Origin of the sequence: Aliirhizobium cellulosilyticum (genome assembly GCF_014198105.1) — a bacterium.
GTDB lineage: Bacteria > Pseudomonadota > Alphaproteobacteria > Rhizobiales > Rhizobiaceae > Neorhizobium > Neorhizobium cellulosilyticum.
This window is the reverse complement of the sequence record NZ_JACIGW010000004.1, coordinates 121555-142107: the sequence shown is the minus strand read 5'-3', so window position 1 is coordinate 142107 and position 20553 is coordinate 121555. Positions and strand designations below refer to the sequence as shown.

General features: G+C 61.2%; 16 protein-coding genes. 8 read left to right on the top strand and 8 right to left on the bottom strand.

Translation table 11 applies throughout. From position 1 onward, the window contains the following. The 4 genes from GGE33_RS17875 to GGE33_RS17860 form a co-directional block, all read right to left on the bottom strand. Positions 1-1071 carry an HlyD family secretion protein gene (locus GGE33_RS17875; RefSeq protein ID WP_183826024.1) on the bottom strand — a complete coding sequence of 357 codons (1071 nt, stop codon included), beginning with the start codon at positions 1069-1071 and terminating at the stop codon, positions 1-3. 106 nt (positions 1072-1177) lie between these two features. Continuing rightward, the gene (locus tag GGE33_RS17870; RefSeq protein ID WP_183826756.1) at positions 1178-1822 is read right to left on the bottom strand and encodes a TetR/AcrR family transcriptional regulator; all 645 of its coding nucleotides are present in this window, start codon (positions 1820-1822) and stop codon (positions 1178-1180) included. A 28-nt stretch (positions 1823-1850) separates the two neighbouring features. After that, positions 1851-3800, bottom strand: a complete 1950-nt coding sequence (locus GGE33_RS17865; RefSeq protein ID WP_183826021.1) for a MacB family efflux pump subunit — start codon at positions 3798-3800, stop codon at positions 1851-1853. A gap of 14 nt (positions 3801-3814) precedes the next feature. Next, positions 3815-5017 (bottom strand): efflux RND transporter periplasmic adaptor subunit, encoded by a 1203-nt coding sequence (locus GGE33_RS17860; RefSeq protein ID WP_183826018.1) that lies wholly within the window; start codon positions 5015-5017, stop codon positions 3815-3817. Positions 5018-5501: 484 nt separating this feature from the next. Here GGE33_RS17860 and GGE33_RS17855 point away from each other — a divergent pair, with 484 nt between their 5' ends. The 3 genes from GGE33_RS17855 to GGE33_RS17845 all read left to right on the top strand — a co-directional run bounded on the left by GGE33_RS17855 (position 5502) and on the right by GGE33_RS17845 (position 10558). Next, complete coding sequence (locus GGE33_RS17855) at positions 5502-6686, top strand: efflux RND transporter periplasmic adaptor subunit (RefSeq protein WP_148145107.1); 1185 nt, start codon at positions 5502-5504, stop codon at positions 6684-6686. 12 nt (positions 6687-6698) lie between these two features. Further along, positions 6699-9845 (top strand): efflux RND transporter permease subunit, encoded by a 3147-nt coding sequence (locus GGE33_RS17850; protein WP_183685711.1) that lies wholly within the window; start codon positions 6699-6701, stop codon positions 9843-9845. 92 nt (positions 9846-9937) lie between these two features. Beyond that, entirely contained in the window at positions 9938-10558 is a 621-nt protein-coding gene (locus GGE33_RS17845) for a TetR family transcriptional regulator (protein ID WP_183826015.1), read from the top strand. A gap of 49 nt (positions 10559-10607) precedes the next feature. On the opposite strand, the gene GGE33_RS17840 is transcribed toward GGE33_RS17845, so the two are convergent. The 4 genes from GGE33_RS17840 to proV all read right to left on the bottom strand — a co-directional run bounded on the left by GGE33_RS17840 (position 10608) and on the right by proV (position 14059). Then, entirely contained in the window at positions 10608-10865 is a 258-nt protein-coding gene (locus tag GGE33_RS17840; RefSeq protein ID WP_148145104.1) for a helix-turn-helix domain-containing protein, read from the bottom strand. A 55-nt stretch (positions 10866-10920) separates the two neighbouring features. Then, positions 10921-11820, bottom strand: coding sequence for a glycine betaine ABC transporter substrate-binding protein (locus GGE33_RS17835; RefSeq protein WP_394353671.1), 900 nt, complete (start codon positions 11818-11820; stop codon positions 10921-10923). Positions 11821-11886: 66 nt separating this feature from the next. Next, on the bottom strand, positions 11887-12768 hold the full coding sequence (locus GGE33_RS17830; protein ID WP_183826012.1) for an ABC transporter permease: 882 nt from the start codon (positions 12766-12768) through the stop codon (positions 11887-11889). A gap of 58 nt (positions 12769-12826) precedes the next feature. After that, on the bottom strand, positions 12827-14059 hold the full coding sequence (proV, locus tag GGE33_RS17825; protein WP_183826009.1) for a glycine betaine/L-proline ABC transporter ATP-binding protein ProV: 1233 nt from the start codon (positions 14057-14059) through the stop codon (positions 12827-12829). Between the two features lie 577 nt (positions 14060-14636). Here proV and GGE33_RS17820 point away from each other — a divergent pair. From GGE33_RS17820 to GGE33_RS17800, 5 genes are read left to right on the top strand one after another with little or no spacing between them, the layout of a single operon-like run. Continuing rightward, positions 14637-15623, top strand: coding sequence for a BMP family protein (locus GGE33_RS17820; RefSeq protein WP_183826006.1), 987 nt, complete (start codon positions 14637-14639; stop codon positions 15621-15623). Between the two features lie 9 nt (positions 15624-15632). Next, complete coding sequence (locus tag GGE33_RS17815; protein ID WP_183826002.1) at positions 15633-17036, top strand: amidase; 1404 nt, start codon at positions 15633-15635, stop codon at positions 17034-17036. Next, positions 17033-18550 (top strand): ABC transporter ATP-binding protein, encoded by a 1518-nt coding sequence (locus GGE33_RS17810; RefSeq protein WP_183825999.1) that lies wholly within the window; start codon positions 17033-17035, stop codon positions 18548-18550. Before GGE33_RS17815 ends, GGE33_RS17810 begins: the two co-directional genes overlap by 4 nt. After that, positions 18540-19589 carry an ABC transporter permease gene (locus GGE33_RS17805; RefSeq protein WP_183825996.1) on the top strand — a complete coding sequence of 350 codons (1050 nt, stop codon included), beginning with the start codon at positions 18540-18542 and terminating at the stop codon, positions 19587-19589. The genes GGE33_RS17810 and GGE33_RS17805 overlap by 11 nt, the downstream gene beginning before the upstream one ends. Next, entirely contained in the window at positions 19586-20530 is a 945-nt protein-coding gene (locus GGE33_RS17800; RefSeq protein ID WP_183825993.1) for an ABC transporter permease, read from the top strand. The genes GGE33_RS17805 and GGE33_RS17800 overlap by 4 nt, the downstream gene beginning before the upstream one ends. Positions 20531-20553: the final 23 nt, after the last annotated feature.

Below are 20553 nucleotides of genomic sequence, written 5' to 3'. Positions count from 1 at the left end.
TCACTTCACGAGGTTGCGTTCGAGATTTTCCGGCCATGCAGCCTGCGGATCGAGCCGGACATAGGCCATGCCGGGCAGGCCGGTCTTGACGTACTGGATGTATTTCTGGAGCAGTTCCTGCGGGATCTGGGCGCGGACCCGGAAGGTCAGTTTCTGCCGCTCCTCTTCCGTTTCGACCGTTTTCGGGGTGAACTGCGCGACATCAGCGACGAAGGAGACTTTTGCCGGGATCGTGTATTGGGGCGCCGCGTCGAGGACGAGGCGGACGTCGGAGCCGATCGGGGTCTGGCCGGCCTGCGCGGTGGGCAGGAAGAAGGTCATGTAGACATCGCCGAGATCGACGAGATTGAGAACGCGGCCGCCGGCGGACAAAACCTCTCCCGGTTGGGCGACGCGGTACTGGACCCGGCCGTCGCGCGGCGATGTCAGCGTGCTATCAGCGATATCGGTATCGACGCTGTCAATCTGGGCCTTGGCTGCATCGACCGAAGCCTCTGCATCGACAACCTGCGCCTTAGCGGCGTTGATTGCCGCATCGGATGCCGCAAGCGAAGCTTCCGCGGAGGCGAGCGTGGCACGGGCCGCCTGTTCGGCCGCCTCGCTGTCATCGACCACCTGCTGCGAAACGGTATTGTTGGCGAGAAGCTGGCGCGAGCGGGCATTGGTCTTTTGCGCCGAGTCGAGCTGGGCCTTGCGCTGTTCGATGACCGCGAGGGATGATTTCCGTTCAGCCTCGCGCTGGGCGACGAGGCTGTGAGCGGTATCGACGGAGATCTCGGCGCGGCGAAGCTGCGCCTGCGCCTGACGCTTGCTGGCTTCCAGCTGGGCAGTATCCATCTGGGCAAGGGTTTGGCCCGCCTTGACGAAATCACCCTCGCGGACCAGCAGCTCTTTCAGTCGGCCGGCTGTCTTGGTGGAGATGTCGATTTCCACGGCTTCAATGCGGCCGTTGCTTGAGGTGAAGCCTGCCGGAAGGCTGTCGCTGCGGAAGACCGTCCAAGCATAATAGCCGATGGCAACCAGCACGACGGCGATAGCGCCCCAGACCCATCCCTTTGCGGATTTCGTCATCACTGCCCCCAGGCAATTGCAAATGTTCCCGTGACGATAGACTTATCGCGTCATGGCGAATTGACCACGGTCAATGCAACTTTTTGCTGAATCCCGTTTCCGGATTTCAGTGAGGCTGGTTTCCCCGGATAAAGACATCGATGCAGCGCCGCAGATGGCGGTTGCGATCCGCCCGGTCCTTCCAGTCGCGGCTACCCGGCCCGGCCATGCCGCCGAACAGGAGATCCATCAGCATCCGGGCACCGCTCAATGTGTTGTCGATCGCAATCGTCTTGCGGGCCACCTGAAGATCGAGCCATTCCGCGAGAAGCTTTCGTGATCGGTCGACACCCTCCCGGTGCAAAATATCGACCAGTTCGGGAACCTGCTGCGATTCCCGTATGACGAAGGAGATGAAGGCTTCGCGTTCCCGTTCCGCTACCTCATCGATGTCGATCATGAAGATATCTGCTAAAACTTCATCGACGGGCCTGTCTTCATCTTCGGGGCGCGGCAGAGCGAGCATCATCCGACGATGGGAGCCGACGACCGCGAGGAACAGATCCGCCTTGCTTTTGAATACCCGATAGAGGGTTTGCTTGGAGATATGACATCGCGCCGCCACGATATCGGTCGTGGTGCCGCGATAGCCGAGTTCGACGAAGGTGCGCTGGGCCTCCTCGACGATCGCCTGGCGGCGCTCGTCGTCGCTCTGCGTTTTCGGGCGTCCCCTTGAACGTTTGATTTCGGGCATCGTGTCGTTGTTATCCATCAACCGCAGTGTCGGCTGTTCGCCGGCATCACGCAAGAGCCGCCACCGGATCAAGCCGCGACGCGTTGCGTGCCGGAAGATAGCCGAAGGCGATGCCGATGAGGCAGGACGAAACGACTGCAAGAACGATGGGTGCAGTCGTGAACACAAGGCTGAAGCTCGAACCGAACAGGCTGAATGTCGCGCCGAACAGAAGCGCGAGCGCCACGCCGAGCACGCCGCCGATCAGGCAGACGAGCACGGCCTCGATCAGGAACTGCTGCAGGATATCCTGTCGTCTGGCTCCGACCGCCATGCGCACGCCGATTTCGCTGACCCGTTCCGACACCGAGACCAGCATGATATTCATCACACCGATGCCGCCGACGATCAGTGAGATGACCGCGATCGCGCCGATCAGCAGCGTCATCGTTTGTGTCGTGCTGGTGATGGTCTGGCGGATGTCGTCGGTATTTAAGACGAAAAAGTCCTTCGTGCCGTGGCGGCCGGTGAGGAAGGTGGTGACCGCCTGTTCGGCAACGCTCGTGTCGGCATCGTCGCTGATCCTGAGCGTGATGCTGCGCAGCGACTGGTCGCCGGTGAAACGGGTCTGAACGCTGGTATAGGGCAGGTAGATCGAGAGATTGTCGCTGGAGCCGAAACCGCCCTGCTGCGACGAGATCACGCCGATCACCCGCGACGGCACGCTTCCGGCCAGAAACACCTGGCCGATTGCCTTGGCTGTATCGCTGCCGAACAGGGTCTTTGCCGTGTTTTCATCGATGACCGCATCCTGTTCCATGGCCTGCACGCCGGCATCGTCGAAGAAACGGCCGGCGACGAGTTTCGACCCCTTGACCTCGAAATATCTGCTGCCGACGCCGTTGATCAGGGCGTTGGCTTCGGTTGCGCCGAAGCGTGCTGTGGTGCTGGTGGAGACCGTCGGCGTCGCGGCGGCGATATAGGGCAGTTTCGCCAGTGCATTGGCGTCGGAGACGACAAGGGTTTTCACCCGGCCGGAGCGCATGTCTCCGAAACCGGTGCCGGGAAAGACTTCCAGCGTGTTGGTGCCGAGGCTGCTGATATTGGCAAGCACCTTCTGCTGGCTGCCGGTGCCGAGCGCGACGACCGAGATAACCGAGGCGATGCCGATGATGATGCCGAGCATGGTCAGGAAGGAGCGCATGCGATGCGCTTTCAGCGCCTTGCAGGCCATCAGGAAGGCTTCGCGAAAACGGTCGAGGCCTGCGCAGACGCGGTTGGCAGGGGCGGGGGTTCGCGGCGCTGTTTCCTTTACCGGAGCGGGAAGCTCCCTGAAGCGGGTATCGGAAATGATTCGGCCGTCGGATATTTCGATGATACGTTCAGCGCGGGCAGCAACCGTCGCATCATGGGTGACGATGATGATGGTGCGGCCTTCGGCATGCAACTCGTCAAGGATGCGCAGGACCTCCTCGCCGCTTGCCTTGTCGAGCGCGCCGGTTGGCTCGTCCGCCAGGATCACGTCGGCATCGTTCATCAGCGCGCGGGCAATCGACACGCGCTGCTGCTGGCCGCCGGAGAGATGGCCCGGCCGATGCTCGGTGCGATCCGCCATGCCGAGGCGTCCGAGCAGGGCGGCTGCCCGTTCACGCCGCTGGCTGCGGTCGCGGCCGGCATAGACCGCCGGGATCTCGACATTGGAGAGCGCCGAGATTTCGTCCAGCAGATGATAGCGCTGGAAGATGAAGCCGAAATGCTCGCGCCGCAGTGCCGAGCGGTCGTCGTTGTCGAGGGCCGAGGTTTCGCGGCCGGAAATCTTGTAGGTGCCTTCGGTCGGCCGGTCGAGCAGTCCGAGAATGTTCATCATGGTCGACTTGCCGGAGCCGGAGGCGCCGATGATCGCGACCATCTCGCCTTTTTCGATGGTCAGGTCGACGTCTTTCAGGACGGTGATCGTGCCATCGCCGGAAGCATAGTCGCGGCGCAGGCCGGAAAGCGAAATCAGGGGTTCGGTCATCGCTTGCCTCCCAATCAGAACATCGGCGGCGGGCCGCCTCGGCGGCTGGATGCCGACGGCGTGGCGGAGCCTTCGCTGATCACAACCCGCTCGCCTTCGGAGAGGCCGGACTTCACTTCGGCGGTGATCTTGTTGTTGAGGCCGATCTCGACCTTGCGGGCCTCTATCTTGCCGTCCTTCTCGACGCGGACCTGAGCGCTGCCCGTCGCGGCGGTTTCCGGCAGGGCGGAGGATGGGATGGTGAGCACATCTGCTGCCGAACCGAGGATGATATTGACCTCCGCAGACATGTAGGTGCGGAAACGGCCGTCTTCGTTCGGGATGTCGAAGACGCCGATATAATAGATCGCCGAAGAGGATGAGGACGACGAAGATGACGAGCTGGTGCTGGACGTGGCGACGCTGCTGTCATCGACGATCGATTCCGGGGCAGGCTCGATTGCCGCAAGCGTTGCGTCATAGGATCTCGCCCGGTCACCGATGACGTTGAAGCGCACCTTCTGCCCGGCTTCGACGCGGGTGATATCGGCTTCCGAAATCTCGGCGCGGACGGTCATGCGGGTCAGGTCGCCAAGCGCAACGATGGTGGGGGCTGATTGCGTGGCGTTGACGGTGCGGCCTTCCTGGTTGACGATCGCGAGAACCGTGCCGTCCATCGGGGCGCTGATCCGCGTATAACCGACATCCGCCTGCGCCGTCTCGACGGCAACCTCGGCCTCTGTGATCTGCGCATCGAGCGCCTCTATCTGTGCCGTGACGACCTTCACTTCGGCTTCAGCGGTCTGCAGATCGGCGCGGGAGCCTGCTTGTTTCTCGTAGATCGCCTGCTGGCGAGCGAGGGTGAGGTTGGCGTTTTCCAGCTCTGCGACGCGCTCGTTGCGCTGCGCCTGAACATTGGCAAGTGCCGCATTGGCGGTTTTCAGCGCGTTGTCCTGCGTAGTGGAATCAATGAGCGCGATGAGATCGCCCGCCTTCACCGTGTCGCCGACGGCAACCTTCAGCGAGGTAATGCGGCCCGAGGCCTGCGAACCGACGGCGACAAGCCGCGAGGGCTTGAGCGTACCGGTTGCCAGAACCGTCGATTCCACATTGCCGCGCGCCACGGGCGTAGTCAGCACTGCCGGGGTGGAGGCCGATGACGACAGTGTAAAGGCGGTGCCGACACCTATGATGACAAGCGCGATAAGCAGGAGTGGCAGGGCCGTCTTGAGACGCATTCGAGATACTCAACCTTTGTAAAACCGATGAGTACCGATATTGTTTTTCGCCGCCGGCCTGTCAACGCAGCAAAGATTAAATGATGTTCATGCTGGCGCGGTACGGCATTCACCCGCAGTAAACTCCCTGCCCGTTTTCAAATTTGTGGCTGCTTCTCATCAAAACTATGTTAGATTGGTGGCAGGCTGTTGCATCGGGCGGCATGGCCATGTCCAATGCTATCGAGGCGATTGTATTCGCTCGATAATACCGATCAAGATAATGATTTCATTATTTTATTTGTCGATTTTTGGTTTTGCGGATCGCTTGGGCGGTAATGACGCATGTTTCTGCGGGTTGTCGCAACGCTTCTTGGTTGAGCAATTCTGGCATGCAGTGATATGCCCTTGCTCAACCTCTGTGATATTCAAAATCAACTTGCGATAATTTATATACGTATTAGTTTGTATGTAAATTTTCTCCCCCTTCAGTTGGAGCTTTCCGATGCAAAAGACGCCGCTGCGCGCTCTCGCACTTTTGTCTGGTCTCGCATTTCTGGCAGGGTGCCAGCAGGAGCAGCAGGGGCAGGCCCAGCAGGCGCCGCCGCCCAGCCCGGTCGGCGTCATGACGATTGCCGCTGAATCCCTGCCGATCATCAACGAACTGCCCGGCCGCATCTCTCCGACAAGGCTTGCCGAAGTTCGCCCGCGTGTCTCCGGCATCGTTGTCGAGCAGGTCTTCGAGCAGGGCTCGCATGTCAATCGCGGTGATGTTCTTTACCGGATCGATCCGGCCACTTTTCAGGTTCAGGTCGATAGCGCCAAGGCTACCGTAGCACGTGCCAAGGCAGCCCAGCTGCAGGCGCGCCAGACCTCCGATCGTCAGCAGCAGCTGCGTCGCTCCAATGTCGCCTCCCAGCAGGAATTCGACAACGCGATCTCCCTGCTGGCGCAGGCCGATGCCGAGGTTGCTGTGGCCGAAGCGGGTCTGGCGCAAGCAAATCTCAACCTGCAATATTCGCAGGTTACCGCACCGATCAGCGGCCGCATCGGCCGTGCATTGATCACCGAAGGTGCGCTTGTCAGCGCCAACAGCACCGAAAATCTTGCGACCATCCAGCAGCTCGATCCGATCTATGCCGACTTCACCCAGCCGGCTGCCGACCTGATCCGCCTGCGCAAGGCGCTCGAAGACGGCAAGTTGATGACCGGCGACAATGAGGCGGAAGTAAAGCTGCTTCTCGATGACGGCACCCCCTACGCCCAGACGGGACGCCTGCTGTTCTCCGAAGCCGCCGTCGATGAGACGACCGGCCAAGTGACACTGCGTGGCGAATTCCCCAATCCGGACGGCGACCTTCTGCCGGGCATGTATGTGCGCGTCCAGATCCAGCAGGGTGTCGAGAGGGAAGCCTTTGCGGTTCCGCAGCAGGCGGTTCAGCGTGATCCGGGTGGTCAGGCAAGCGTGCTTGTCGTCGGTGAAGGCAACAAGGTCGAACAGCGCCGCGTCAATGTCGGTCGTGCGCTCGGCGATCGCTGGGTCATCTCGCAGGGACTGAAGGCCGGCGACCAGGTCATCGCGGATGGCTTCCAGAAGACTGCACCCGGCGCAACCGTCAATCCGCAGCCTTGGAACCCGGAAAAGCCTGCGGCAGAAGCCGCAGGCGCAGCGCCGGCAGCACAGAAGTAAGGACTCGATCGTATGGCAAGTTTCTTCATCGATCGGCCGATCTTTGCGTGGGTCGTCGCGATCTTTATCATGCTGGCGGGCGTGCTCGCTATCCCGATGCTGCCGATCGCGCAGTATCCGAATGTCGCACCGCCGCAGATCTCCATCTCCACCAGCTATCCTGGTGCGTCTCCTGAAAACATCTACCAGAGCGTCACGCGTCCGATCGAAGACGAGCTGAACGGTGTTCCGGGGCTGATCTATTTCGAATCCACGTCCGAATCCTCCGGCCGTATATCGATCAACGTTACCTTCGCTCCCGGCACCAATATCGGTGAAGCGCAGGTCGAAGTTCAGAACCGCATCGCCCGCGCCGAGCCGCGTCTGCCGCAGGCCGTTACCTCGCAGGGTATCCGCGTCGAGCGCGCCGGCACGTCGTTCCTGATGGTCGTCTCTCTGACCTCGACGGACGGCAATACCGACGCAATCGGTCTTGGTGACTATCTGCAGCGTAACGTTATCGGCGAAATCCGTCGTGTCGACGGCGTCGGCAGCGCCCAGCTGTTTGCCACCCAGCGCTCCATGCGTATCTGGATGGATCCCGACAAGATGGTCGGCCTCAGCCTGACCTCCGCGGATATCGTCAGTGCCATCTCGGCGCAGAACGCCCAGGTTGCCGGCGGCCGCATCGGTGCGACGCCGAACCCGATCGGCCAGCAGATTTCGGCCACCGTCAATGTCCAAGGGCAGCTCACCTCGCCCGAGCAGTTCGGTGCGATCGTGCTGCGCGCCAATCCCGATGGTTCGTCGGTTCGTCTTCGCGATGTTGCCCGTGTCGAAGTTGGTGGTGAAAGCTACAATTTCTCCAGCCGCCTGAACGGTCAGCCGAGTGCCGCCATCGGTATCCAGCTATCGCCGACCGGCAACGCGCTTGCGACCTCGGAAGGCGTCAAGGCGGTCATGGAAGAACTGTCAGGGTATTTCCCCGCCGGCGTACAGTATGAGATCCCTTACGACACCAGCCCGTTCGTGGCGGTGTCGATCGAGAAGGTTATCCATACGCTGATCGAGGCGATGATTCTCGTCTTCGTCGTCATGTTCATCTTCCTGCAGAACATCCGTTACACCGTCATTCCGGCCTTGGTCGTTCCTGTTGCGCTGCTCGGCACCTGTGCCGTCATGTATGCGTCCGGATTCTCGATCAACGTGTTGACGATGTTCGCGATGGTTCTGGCGATCGGCATTCTCGTCGATGACGCGATCGTCGTCGTCGAAAACGTCGAACGCATCATGGCCGAGGAAAAGTTGTCGCCGAAGGAAGCGACACGCAAGGCGATGGGGCAGATTTCCGGCGCCATCATCGGCATCACGCTGGTGTTGACGGCGGTGTTCGTGCCGATGGCCTTCTTCCCGGGCGCCGTCGGCATCATCTACCAGCAGTTCTCGCTGACCATGGTCGTGTCGATCCTGTTCTCCGGCTTCCTCGCGCTTTCGCTGACGCCCGCACTGTGCGGCTCGTTCCTCAAGCCGATCAAAGAAGGTCACCACGAGAAGAAGGGCTTCTTCGGCCTCTTCAATCGCGGCTTCAACAAGGCGTCCCACGGTTATTCGAGCACTGTCGGCGGCATCATCAAGCGCTCAGGCCGCTTCATGATCATCTATCTTGCGCTGGTCGCGGGTCTCGGCTGGGCCTATATCCAGCTGCCGACATCGTTCCTGCCGAACGAAGACCAGGGCTTTCTGATCGTCGACGTGCAGGCGCCGGCAGAGGCCAGCACCGACCGTACGATCGACGTCATTTCGCAGATCGAGAAGATCGCCATGGCGGAAAAGGCTGTCGATCGCATCATCGCGATCAACGGCTTTTCGTTCTCGGGTTCCGGTCAGAACGCCGGTCTCGCCTTCATCACGCTCAAGGACTGGAGCGAGCGCGGACCGGAAGACAGCGCCAATGCGCTGGCCCAGCGGATCAACGGCAAGATCTTCGGCATTCGCGATGCGATCGCATTTTCGCTGTCGCCGCCGCCGATCCAGGGTCTCGGTAACTCGTCCGGCTTCACCTTCCGCCTTCAGGACCGTGCGGGCGTTGGGCAGGCCGCTCTTGCTGCCGCGCGTGACCAGTTGATGGCGGAAGCTCGCAAGAGCCCTATCCTTGCCGGCCTTCGTATCGAAGGCATGCCGGATGCGGCTCAGGTGAACCTGCTGATCGATCGCGAAAAGGCCAACACGTTTGGTGTGACCTTCGGAGACATCAACTCCACGATCACCGCAAATCTTGGCTCTTCCTATGTCAACGACTTCCCGAACGCGGGCCGTATGCAACGTGTGACGGTGCAGGCGGACGGCAATCAGCGCATGCAGACGGCGGATCTTCTAAAGCTGAACGTCCGTAATGCCAGCGGCGGCATGGTGCCGATGTCGTCCTTCGCAACGGTCGAATGGATGCGCGGCCCGTCCCAGGTCGTCGGTTACAACGGCTATCCGTCGGTTCGTATCGCCGGCCAGGCCGGTCCAGGTTATTCGTCAGGTGATGCGATTGCGGAAATGCAGCGCCTCGCCGGGCAGTTGCCGAGCGGCTTTGGTTACGAATGGACCGGCCAGTCACTGCAGGAAATCCAGTCGGGTTCGCAGGCTCCCGCGCTGATCGGGCTCTCGATCTTGTTCGTCTTCCTGCTTCTGGCGGCACTATACGAAAGCTGGTCGATCCCGATTGCGGTCATGCTGGTGGTTCCGCTCGGAGTCATCGGTTGCGTGGCCGCGGTGATGATCCGCAACATGCCCAACGACGTCTACTTCCTCGTCGGGCTGATCGCGATCGTCGGTCTGTCTGCCAAGAACGCGATCCTGATCATCGAGTTCGCCAAGGACCTGCGCGCCGAAGGCAAGACGACTTACGAGGCGACGGTGGAAGCGGCGCATCTTCGCTTCCGCCCGATCCTGATGACGTCGATGGCGTTTACCCTCGGCGTCGTGCCGATGGCGATTGCCACCGGCGCAAGTGCTGCCAGCCAGAACGCCATCGGTACAGGCGTTCTCGGCGGCATGATCTCCGCCACCGTTCTCGCGATCTTCTTCGTGCCGGCCTTCTTCATGTTTGTCATGAGGCTGTTCAGCAAGAGCGCCCGCGCAGAACCGATGGGCGGCAAGTACGAAGCCAAGAACGGCACGTCGACACATTAAGATTGTTGCCCCCGGAAGCTCAGCTTTCCGGGGGTAACCACCACCTTGGCCCGATAGCGTGGAGTATTCGGGCATGATGGAAAGGAGGAGGGATGAGACGAACCAAGGCAGAGGCCGCCGAGACGCGCTGCTCGATCCTTGCGGCGGCTGAAAAACTCTTCTTCGAGAAGGGCGTCGCTACCAGCACGCTTGATGAAATCGCGACGGCAGCCGGCGTGACCCGCGGCGCGATCTATTGGCATTTCAACAGCAAGAGCGATCTGTTTCTCGAGCTTTACAACGCGGCCGATCTTCCGCGTGTCAACATGGCGGATGTCGATGCGCCATGCGATGACGGCCGCGATCCGTTGTCTCTCGTGGAAAAGATGGCATGTGACTGGCTGCAGGTGCTGGCCGAGGACAGGCATCGCCAACGGCTGCTTTCCATACTGCTGCGGACCAATTTCACGGAAGAATTCCAGCCGGTGATGGACGAGCTGGACAAGCTCGATCGTGAACATACGGGCTATCTGGAGAGCATTCTGGAGCGAGCCGCGAACGACAGCCGGCTCGCCGCTGCGTGGACGCCACATTCGGCCAGCAAGACATTCAAATGGCTGATGAAGGGTATTTGCTGGGACTGGCTGCTTTACGGCCAGAAGTTCGATCTCAGCAAGGACGGCAGTGACAAGGTCAGGAGATTGCTGGCCAGCTTTCGCAGCAACACGGTCTAGAGTCTAAATAACCGAAAAGCTGCCGGCATTTGCGTTGATGGCGCCGGTATCAACTCCAGCGCGGTCCTGTTCCCCGGCCATCCGCCAACCAGGCGACGCTCACCTGCAAAACGCTCGCCATCATCTCGAGGCGGTCGAAGAGCGGTTCTGAGCGGTCGTTTTCCCAATCTGACCACGTTACGGGTTCAATCCCCAGGGTCTGCGCCGCCTCCTCTACCGAGATATCCCGCGCATCGCGCGCCAGGGAGATACGGCCCCCCAGTGTGTCGTCAATGCCGTAGGCGGGCTGGAATTTGCGATTGCTCATCAGGTGTCCCCACAGGTGAAGTGCGGCCGCTCGTCCGGCGAGCGGCCGCCGCTATTCAGCCTTCGTCGCCGACCCAGGCCTTGATCTGGTCCGGATGGTCCTCGATATACTTCGCCACGGCCTCGTCGTAAGAGGTTTCCTGGGCGTTGAACATGGCGGCCTCGAGGTCATCGAGCGGCACCTTCATGCGCGACAGGAATTCTGCGGCCTTCGGGTTTTCGGTCTTGAAATCCTTCGAGGCGAGAATGTCGACATGTTCGGCTTCACCGAGCGACTTCTTCGGGTCGTCGATGTAGCGCAGCTTATATTTGCCGAACATCCAGTGGGGGCTCCAGGACGTGGCGACGAACCACTTTTCGCCACGCATTGCGCGGTCGACCGTCGTCAGCATTCCGGCTTCACTGGAAATCTGCAGCTTGTAGTCGTCGAGCGCGTAATCCTTCACGGCCTGCTGCGAAAGGCGTGTCAGGCCGGCACCGGGATCGATGCCCTGGATCGTACCGGAGAGCTTTTTCTGCACGTCCGGCTTCTTCAAATCCTCGATCGAGGCGATCTCGCTTTCCGGAATATAGGTCGGGACGACCCAGCCCAGCTTGGCGCCGTCATACACTGTGCCGAGCGTTTCGACACGGTTCTTCACCTTGTCGTAATAGTCGGCATGGGTTGCCGGCAGCCATGCCATCATCATCGCGTCGATATCGCCACGGCTGACGCCTTGGTAGAGAGGCGCCACGTCGGTCTGGACCAGTTCGACCTTCTGGCCAAGCTTGTCGGTCATCAGCTTGGCTGCAAGCTTGGTGACGAATTCGGCGTCGGACCACGGCGCGAAACCGAGCTTAACCGTCTTGGCGTCCTGCGCCATGGTCGGCATGACAGAACCGCCGACGAGTGCCGCGGCAAGTCCGAGCGTTGCCGTAAGTGTCGCCCTGCGGGTTGTGGAAAATGACTTGAACATGGATGCTCCTTCTTGGGAGTTTGAATTCGCGGGTTCGGCACCCGCATGGTTCGGCGCGGGATCGGCTCAGGCGGTCGCCGTTGCCAGTTGCTCGCGCTCGGTCTTTTTGAAAAGCACGCTCCAGAAGGCGGCGCGGGGCTTTCCGAGGGATTGGGTAAGCCGGTCGAGGATGACGGCCAGGATGACGACGGCAAGGCCGCCTTCAAAACCGGTGCCGACGTCGAGACGCTGGATGCCGGTCAAGACCGTGTTGCCGATGCCGCCGGCACCGATCATCGAGGCGATCACCACCATCGAAAGCGACAGCATGATCGTTTGGTTGATGCCGGCCATGATCGATGGCATGGCGTTGGGCAGCTGTACCTTGAACAGAAGCTGTGTCGAGGTGCAGCCAAAGGCATTGCCGGCCTCGATGAATTCGGCATGCACCTGGCGGATGCCGAGATTGGTGAGGCGCACGACGGGCGGCATGGCGAAGATCACGGTGGCGATCGCGCCCGGTACGGCGCCGAGGCCGAAGAACATCGCAGCCGGGATCAGATAGACGAAGGCCGGCATGGTTTGCATCAGGTCAAGGATCGGGCGAACGATGGTTGCGACCGTATCCCTGCGCGCCATGGCGATGCCGAGCGGGAGGCCGATCAGCATCGCCATCAGCGTAGACGCGATGACCAGCGACAGGGTTTCCATCATCGCGCTCCACAGGCCCATGTGATTGACGAGCCAAAGGGCAACGCCCGTCAGAATGCCGAAGCCGAGACCCACTCTCCAGAGGGACAGAAGGACGAAGATAGCTATGCCAATCGACAAGGGGATGCCGACGAGAGCGTTTTGAATATTGCCGGTCACGAAACCGATCAGGCTGGCGATGAAGTCGAGGACGGGCGAAAAGTTGTCCAGAACGTAATTGACGGCGGCGTCGATGCCGTCTCCGATATCGAAATTCATAAGTCTGTCTCCGGTGGTTGGCCGGTTATTGGGAAAGGCTCAGGATCCTGCTTGGCGATCAACTGGCGCGGTCAAGCGTTTCGAGCAGCGTCGACTTGCTGATGGAGCCGAGATAGCGCTTGGTCTCGTCGACCACTGGAACCGGCCACGGACTTGCGGCGACCTTGCCGAGGACATTCGACAGGGGCTCGTCGGCCGGGATAGGCTCGATCTCGGACAGGAATGCGCCGCGATAGGGATCGGCCGCCTTGGCCCGCATCTTTTCGATCAGCGAGGTCTGGCTGACGACACCGTGATAGGTCTTGTCGCGACCGAGAATGATCGCATATTCGCGGTCATAATGCTTCATCCGCTCCAGCGCCGCAGCAGCCGTGGTGCCTTGGCGATCGATGATGGTGATCTGCGTCTTGCGCGCGACATCGCCGGCCTTGAAGACCTGGCTTACATCGACATTGCGGAAGAAGGATCGGACATAATCGTTGGCCGGGCTCATGACGATTTCGTCCGGCGTACCGACCTGGATGACATTGCCGTTCTGCATGATGCAGATCCGATCGCCGATGCGCATGGCTTCGTCGAGATCGTGGCTGACAAAGACGATGGTGCGGCTCTGCTCGGCCTGGAGGCGAACGAGTTCGTCCTGCATCTCCGTGCGGATCAGCGGGTCGAGTGCGGAAAACGCCTCGTCCATCAGAAGGATGGTCGGCTCGCTGGCAAGCGCGCGGGCAAGGCCGACACGCTGCTTCATGCCGCCGGAAAGCTGGTCGGGCATGCTGTCGGCATAACCATCGAGACCGACGGCCTTGAGTGCGGAGAGCGCCTTCTCCTTGCGCTCGGCTTCACCGACGCCGGCGACTTCCAGCCCGAAGGCGGCGTTGTTGAGAACCGTGCGGTTGGGCAACAGTGCGAAGGACTGGAACACCATGCTGATATCGCGACGGCGGACATCGATCAGTTCGCGGCGGGACATCTTGGTGATGTCGCGGCCATCGATCTCGATCGAACCGGCAGTCGGCTCTATCAGACGGTTGAGAAGGCGAAGAAGGGTGGATTTGCCGGAACCCGACAGGCCCATGATGACGAAGATTTCGCCGGCCTTGATGTCGAAACTGGCATTGTTGACGCCGACCGAACAGCCGGTCTGGGCGTGGATTTCCGATTTTGTCTTGCCGGCGCGGACCATCTCCATGGCCTTTTCAGGCCGTTCGCCGAAAACCTTGTAGACATTGTTGAGACTGATCTTGGTCGAAGCCGGCTCAGCCGACGCGTCATTTTCAGTTGCAAAAGCCATTCAATACTGGGCCCGGGCTCGATAGCGCGGGCATTCTCCTTTTGTGATTTCCCGAATGCAGCGCCAGCATGATCGGCGCTAAGGATATCAAGACAACAAAAAGCGGCGAAACAATATCGCCGCCGCGGATATGAGCTGCAGCCGATGCGACGAAACGCATCGAGAAGGCTGCGAAAAACATGTTTGGCGGATCGATCGGGTTTTACTCTCGGCAATACCTTCGATCGGCCAGCTACGTTTCGAAAGGTAGGGAGGAGGGGTGTAAATGTCCATAAAAAAACACAATTCTATTAAGTGGAAGCCTTTGCGTTGCTGCCTGAATGTGTGACGATGACCTTAAATGACAGGGGCTTGCGGCTGTTCGGCCATGGGCGCAAAATATCGATCACGAAGCCGTGATGTGGTCGATCGAACCCTCTTGGTCGCATGGAAATCATGCCCGGCTGAGACTAAGCGTCCCTTCGGCGCGACGATGAAGAATGTCATGGATGCTTATTTGATGAGCAGTCAGTTTGCTTGACACTGTTTTGTGCGCTGCCTACAGAATTGACCATGCAAAAAGAGGGGATTTCCGTCCATGACGCATGAATTCAAACTGTCCCGCCGTGCACTGATCGCGTCGGCTACCGCCGTCGGCGCAAGCGCCTTTCTTCCTTCCATCGCGCGTGCTGCTCCGCTGAAAGTGGCCGGCATTCACGGATCGCCGGTGGAAAACGCCTGGAACTCGGTTCTGCATGCAGCCCTGCAGGAAGCCGCCAAGGAAGGCGTGATCGAATATGTCTTCTCGGAAGGCGTTTCGGGCACCGATTACGGCCGCGCGATGCGCGAATATGCCGAACAGGGCAACAAGCTGATCATCGGCGAAGCCTATGCTGTTGAAAGCGAAGCCCGCGAAGTGGCCGGCGAATATCCGGAGACCGCCTTCGTTCTCGGCTCCAGCGGCAAGCAGGCCGGCGACAATTTCGGCGTCTTCGGCACCTGGAACCACGACGGCGCCTATCTCGCCGGCATGCTGGCCGGCAAGATGACCAAGAGCAACACGGTCGGCGCTGTCGGCGCCATGCCGATCCCGGAAGTCAATATGCTGATCAACGCCTTCGGTGAAGGCGTGAAGGCTGTGAACCCGAATGCCAAGGTGCTCGTCTCCTTCATCGGCACCTTCTTCGATCCGCCGAAGGCGCGCGAAGCGGGTCTTGCCCAGATCGACGCCGGCGCGGACATCCTGTTCGGCGAGCGTATCGGCACGGCGGACGCCGCCAAGGAGCGCGGCATCAAGGCTGTCGGCTCGCTGATCGACTACACGCCGCGTTACCCGGAAACGGTATTCGCCAACGCACTCTGGGGCTTCCGTCCGATCCTCAATGCGGCGATTGCCGATGTTGCGGCTGGCAAGCCGGTCGGCAAGGACTATACGGCCTTTGGTCTTCTGAAAGAGGGTGGCAGCGACATTGCCTTCGTCAAGGGCGTAGCGCCGGCGGATGCCGAAGCTGCAATGGAAGCCAAGCGCGCCGAGATCAAGGCCGGCACGTTCGAAGTGCCGCGCAACATGAACGAGCCGAAGTAAGCCGAACCGATGCATGCCGACGCGACAGCACTTGCCGAAGCGATCGGCTGCGGAGAAATGACGGCGCGGCAGGCGATGGAAAGATCGCTTGCCGCAGCCGACAAACACGAGGCGCTCGGCGCCATATGTTATCTCGACGCGGAGCAGGGGCTGGCATCGGCCGATGCGTTTGACGCATTGCCGGAAGCCCGACGCAAATCCATGCCGTTCGGCGGCGTGCCGACGCTTGCCAAGGATCTTGGCGGGCCGTTCAAGGGATTTCCCGTCAGTGCCGGATCGAAATCCCTGCCGAGGCAGGGCGGCGAGGCGGATTCCGATCTCGCGGCCCGTTATCGCGATGCCGGTTTCTGTCTGTTCGGCATTACCACGACACCGGAATTCGGCCTGTCGCTGGCAAGCGAGCCGCTGATCGGCCCGATATCGAAAAATCCGCTCGATCCATCGCTGACATCCGGCGGGTCTTCCGGTGGGGCAGCGGCAGCTGTTGCTGCAGGCATCGTTTCGATCGCGCATGCGACCGATGCGGGGGGCTCGATCCGGGTTCCGGCCGCCTGCTGCGGTCTGGTGGGGCTGAAACCCGGACGCGGGGCGATGGCGGCGGGGCCGCTGTTTACCAACCATCTCGGCGGGATCGCCAGCGAGCTTGCCGTCTGCCGCTCGGTGCGCGATGCGGAACGGGCGTTTTCGGCGCTCTCCGGCTCGGCGCGCGGGCCTTATCCGCCGGTCGAGCAGGCAGCAGTCAAGGCCGGGAAGCTCAGGATCGGGCTTTTGGCGGAGCTTGGATCGGATTTTGCGATCGATCCGGTTCGCGCCGAGGCGGTCGAGGATGCTGCCCGTGCCCTGGAGGCGGAGGGGCATGAGATCGTTTCGCCCAGGTGGGGCGATATCCGCGCGATCATCGAAGCGTCGGGCAAGGCGTTTCGCGATGTGATTGCCATCAATCTCGCAAGCCTGGCGAAGCTGCCGGATATCGATGCATCCCTTTGGGAACCGATGACGCAGGCGGTTGCAGATGAAGGCGCGCTGATGAGCGGCGTTGCGGTCTGGGATCTGGTGCAGGCGATGGTCTATGTCAGCCGCGATCTGCATGCACTGTTCGACCGTTTTGACTGTCTGCTGACGCCGATGCTCGCCTCTGCGCCAAGGCCGATCGGGTCTTTCCCGAGCGATCACCGCGATACCGACCTGCATTTTGCCCGCATGGGCTCTTTCGCTCCGCTTGCGGCGATCGCCAATAGTTCCGGCTTTCCGGCGATTACCCTGCCTTTCGGGGTGGATAAGGCTGGTCTGCCCTTGCCGGTGCAGATGATAGCTCCTATGGGGCATGAGGCGCTGCTTCTGGCCCTTGCCGCAAGGCTTGAGGGTGAAGAGCGCTGGTCGCACCCTTTCCCAATCACAGGCCTCGACCGATGACGGATACCGTTCTCGACATCAGAAATGTCAGCAAGCGTTTTGGCGATAACCTCGCCAATGACGATATTTCGCTGTCGCTCGCAAAAGGCGAGATCGTCGCGCTGCTCGGCGAAAACGGCGCCGGCAAGACGACGCTGATGAGCATTCTCTTCGGCCATTATGTGCCGGATACGGGGTCCGTTTCAGTGATGGGGCAGATGCTGCCACCGGGCAAACCGCGTGCCGCGATCCGCGCCGGTGTCGGCATGGTGCACCAGCATTTTTCGCTGGCGCCGAACCTGACGGTGCTCGAAAACGTCATGACCGGGACTGAAAGCCTCTGGTCTCTCGGTTCGAATGTCTCTGCCGGGCGGAAAAAGCTGATCGATATTTCGCGGCGTTTCGGGCTGAAGGTCGATCCGGATGCGCGGCTCGGCGATCTGTCTGTCGGCGAGCAGCAGCGGGTGGAAATCCTCAAGGCGCTTTATAACGATGCGCGCATTCTGGTGCTCGATGAGCCGACGGCTGTTCTGACCAAGCTGGAAGCCGAGACGCTGTTTTCGACCTTGAAGGATATGGCGCGGCAGGGCCTGTCGCTGATCTTCATTTCCCACAAGCTGGACGAGGTGATGGCGACGGCCGACCGTATCGTCGTGCTGCGCGGCGGCAGACAAGTGGCGGAGCGCAAGGTGGGCGATACCAGCAAGGCTGAACTTGCCGAACTGATGGTTGGCCGCAAGGTGACGCGGCCGATACGCGAGGCTTCGACGCCGGGTGAGATCGTGCTGGAGGCGGCGGGTATTACCGTGCGTTCGGGCGGCGTGGACCGCCTGAAATCCGTCGATTTCCGGCTGAGGGCCGGCGAAGTGCTTGGCATTATCGGCGTGTCCGGCAACGGGCAGGCGGTGCTGGCGCAGCTTTTGAGCGGCACGATCGGCCGCAGCGCCGGTGATCTGGTTCTGTTCGGCAAGGGTGTCGGCGACCTGACGGTGGCGGACGCCGTGTCTTCCGGTATCGGGCGCATTCCCGAGGATCGCAATCGCGACGGCGCGATCGGCGAGATGGCGATCTGGGAAAATGCGGTTCTGGAACGGCTGCCGGAATTTTCCAAGGCCGGGCTGGTCGATCGCAAGGCGGGGATCGCCTTTGCAACGAAGATCATTTCAGCGTTTGACGTGCGCGGTGGAACGCCGACCAGCCGTATCCGGTTGCTTTCCGGCGGCAACATGCAGAAGCTGATCCTTGGCCGCAACCTGATCGAGCACCCGAAAATACTGCTTGCGGCACAGCCGGCGCGCGGACTGGATGAAGGCGCGGTGGCGGCCGTGCATGAACGTATTCTCGAGGCGCGCAAGGCGGGCACCGCCGTGCTTCTGATTTCCGAGGATCTCGACGAGGTGATGGCGTTGGCCGACCGTATTCAGGCAATCGTCGGCGGCCGGTTGTCGCCTTCCGTCAATGCCGAGGATGTCGATGCACGAAGGCTCGGGCTGATGATGGCCGGGGAATGGGGAGGCGCTGCCGATGCGGTTTGAGAGGCGCGAACATCGCTCGACGCTGCTGGTCATCGCAACGCCGATCCTCGCCGTGATTGCAGCACTTGCCATTGCCGGGGTGCTGATCGCCGCTGCCGGTGCGCCGGTTTTCGAGGCCTATTGGAAGATTTTGACCAGCGCCTTCGGCTCGCGGCTTTCGGCCACCGAGACGCTGACCCGCGCTTCGCCGCTGATCCTGACCGGACTTGCCGCTGCCGTCGCCTTCCGTGCGCGGCTCTGGAATATCGGCGGGGAGGGGCAGTTCTATCTCGGCGCGATTGCTGCCGCTGCGGCCAGCGCGCATCTGTTTGCCGGCTTGCCGTCACTGTTGCAGATCCCGCTGCTTTTCATCGTCGGCGCGTTTGCCGGCATGGTTCTGCTGCTTGTGCCGCTTTGGCTGCGCCTGCGCTTTTCCGTCGATGAAGTGGTGACGACGCTGCTTTTGAATTTCGTCGCACTTCTGTTCGTCTCGATGCTGATCGATGGCGTGCTGAAAGACCCGGCGGCTTTCGGCTGGCCGCAGTCGGAAGCAGTGGATGCCGCCGCCCGCCTGCCGAAACTGCTTGCGCGCTCGCGGCTGCATATCGGCCTCGGCATTGCCGTGGTGATCGCCTTTCTTATCTATTTCGTCCAGACGCGCACGGTGTTCGGTGTTCAGTCGCGGGCTGCCGGCCTCAACCCATCCGGTGCCGTTTTCGCCGGTGTGCCGCTGGGGCGGACACTGGTGATCGTCGCGATGATTTCCGGTGGTCTGGCGGGTCTTGCCGGCACGATCGAGGTTCTCGGCGTCAAGGGTTATGTGACGACCGATCTTTCGCCGGGTTACGGCTATTCCGGCATCGTGGTTGCCATGCTTGCCAACCTTAATCCGCTCGGGGTCGTGCTTGCGGCGCTGTTTACCGCCACGATGTTCGTCGGCGCAGACGGGATGAGCCGCAGCATGGGCATTCCGACCTATATTGCCGACGTGACGGTGGCGCTGTCGCTGCTGTCCATGCTGGTCGCGGTGTTCTTCACCCAATACAGGATACGCCGATGAGCGCGCTTTTCGATATCCTCGCCTCTGCCGGTCTCTGGGCCGCTGTACTGCGCATCGCCACGCCGTTGATCCTTGCCACACTCGGCGCGCTGATTTCCGAACGCGCGGGCGTGCTGAACCTCGGCATCGAGGGGATCATGACGTTTGGCGCGATGTCCGGCTGGCTGGCAGTTTATAATGGCGCTGATCTCTGGGTTGGGCTGCTCGTAGCGGCACTCGGCGGGGCGATGTTCGGGCTGTTGCATTCGGTGCTGACGGTGACGCTCGGCCTGTCGCAGCATGTCTCGGGTCTCGGCGTGACGCTGTTTGCCTCGAGCTTTGCCTATTACGTCTTCCGGCTAATGGTGCCGGTGGCGGGCACGCCGCCGACGATTACCCCGTTCCAGCCGCTCGACATTCCGGGTCTTTCCGATCTGCCCTTCTTCGGTCCGGCATTCTTCACCCAGACTGCGCCGACCTATCTGGCGATCGGGCTGGCGATAGCACTTGCCTATCTGATTGCCCGCACGCCCATAGGGCTGGCGATCCGCATGACGGGCGAAAACCCGCATGCAGCGGAGGCGCAGGGGCTGAACCCGATGGCGATCCGTTATGGCGCGGTGATTTTCGGCAGCGCACTGATGGGCGTCGGCGGTGCCTTCCTGACGCTTTCCGCGTTCAACAGCTTCTTCCCGACTATGGTGCAGGGTCGCGGCTGGATCTGCATCGCGCTTGTCGTCTTCGCCTCGTGGAAGCCGGAGCGGGCTCTGCTTGGTGCGATCCTGTTTGCGCTGTTCGATGCCTTCCAGCTTCGGCTGCAGACGGTGCTGAGCGGCGTCGTGCCCTACCAGATTTTCCTGATGATCCCCTATCTGCTGTCGATTGCAGCGCTGGCTGTCATGGCGCGGCGTGCCCGTGTGCCGCAGGCGCTGATGCAGCCCTACCGGCGCGGCGAGCGCTGACCATCCAATTCCGAGGAGTTTTA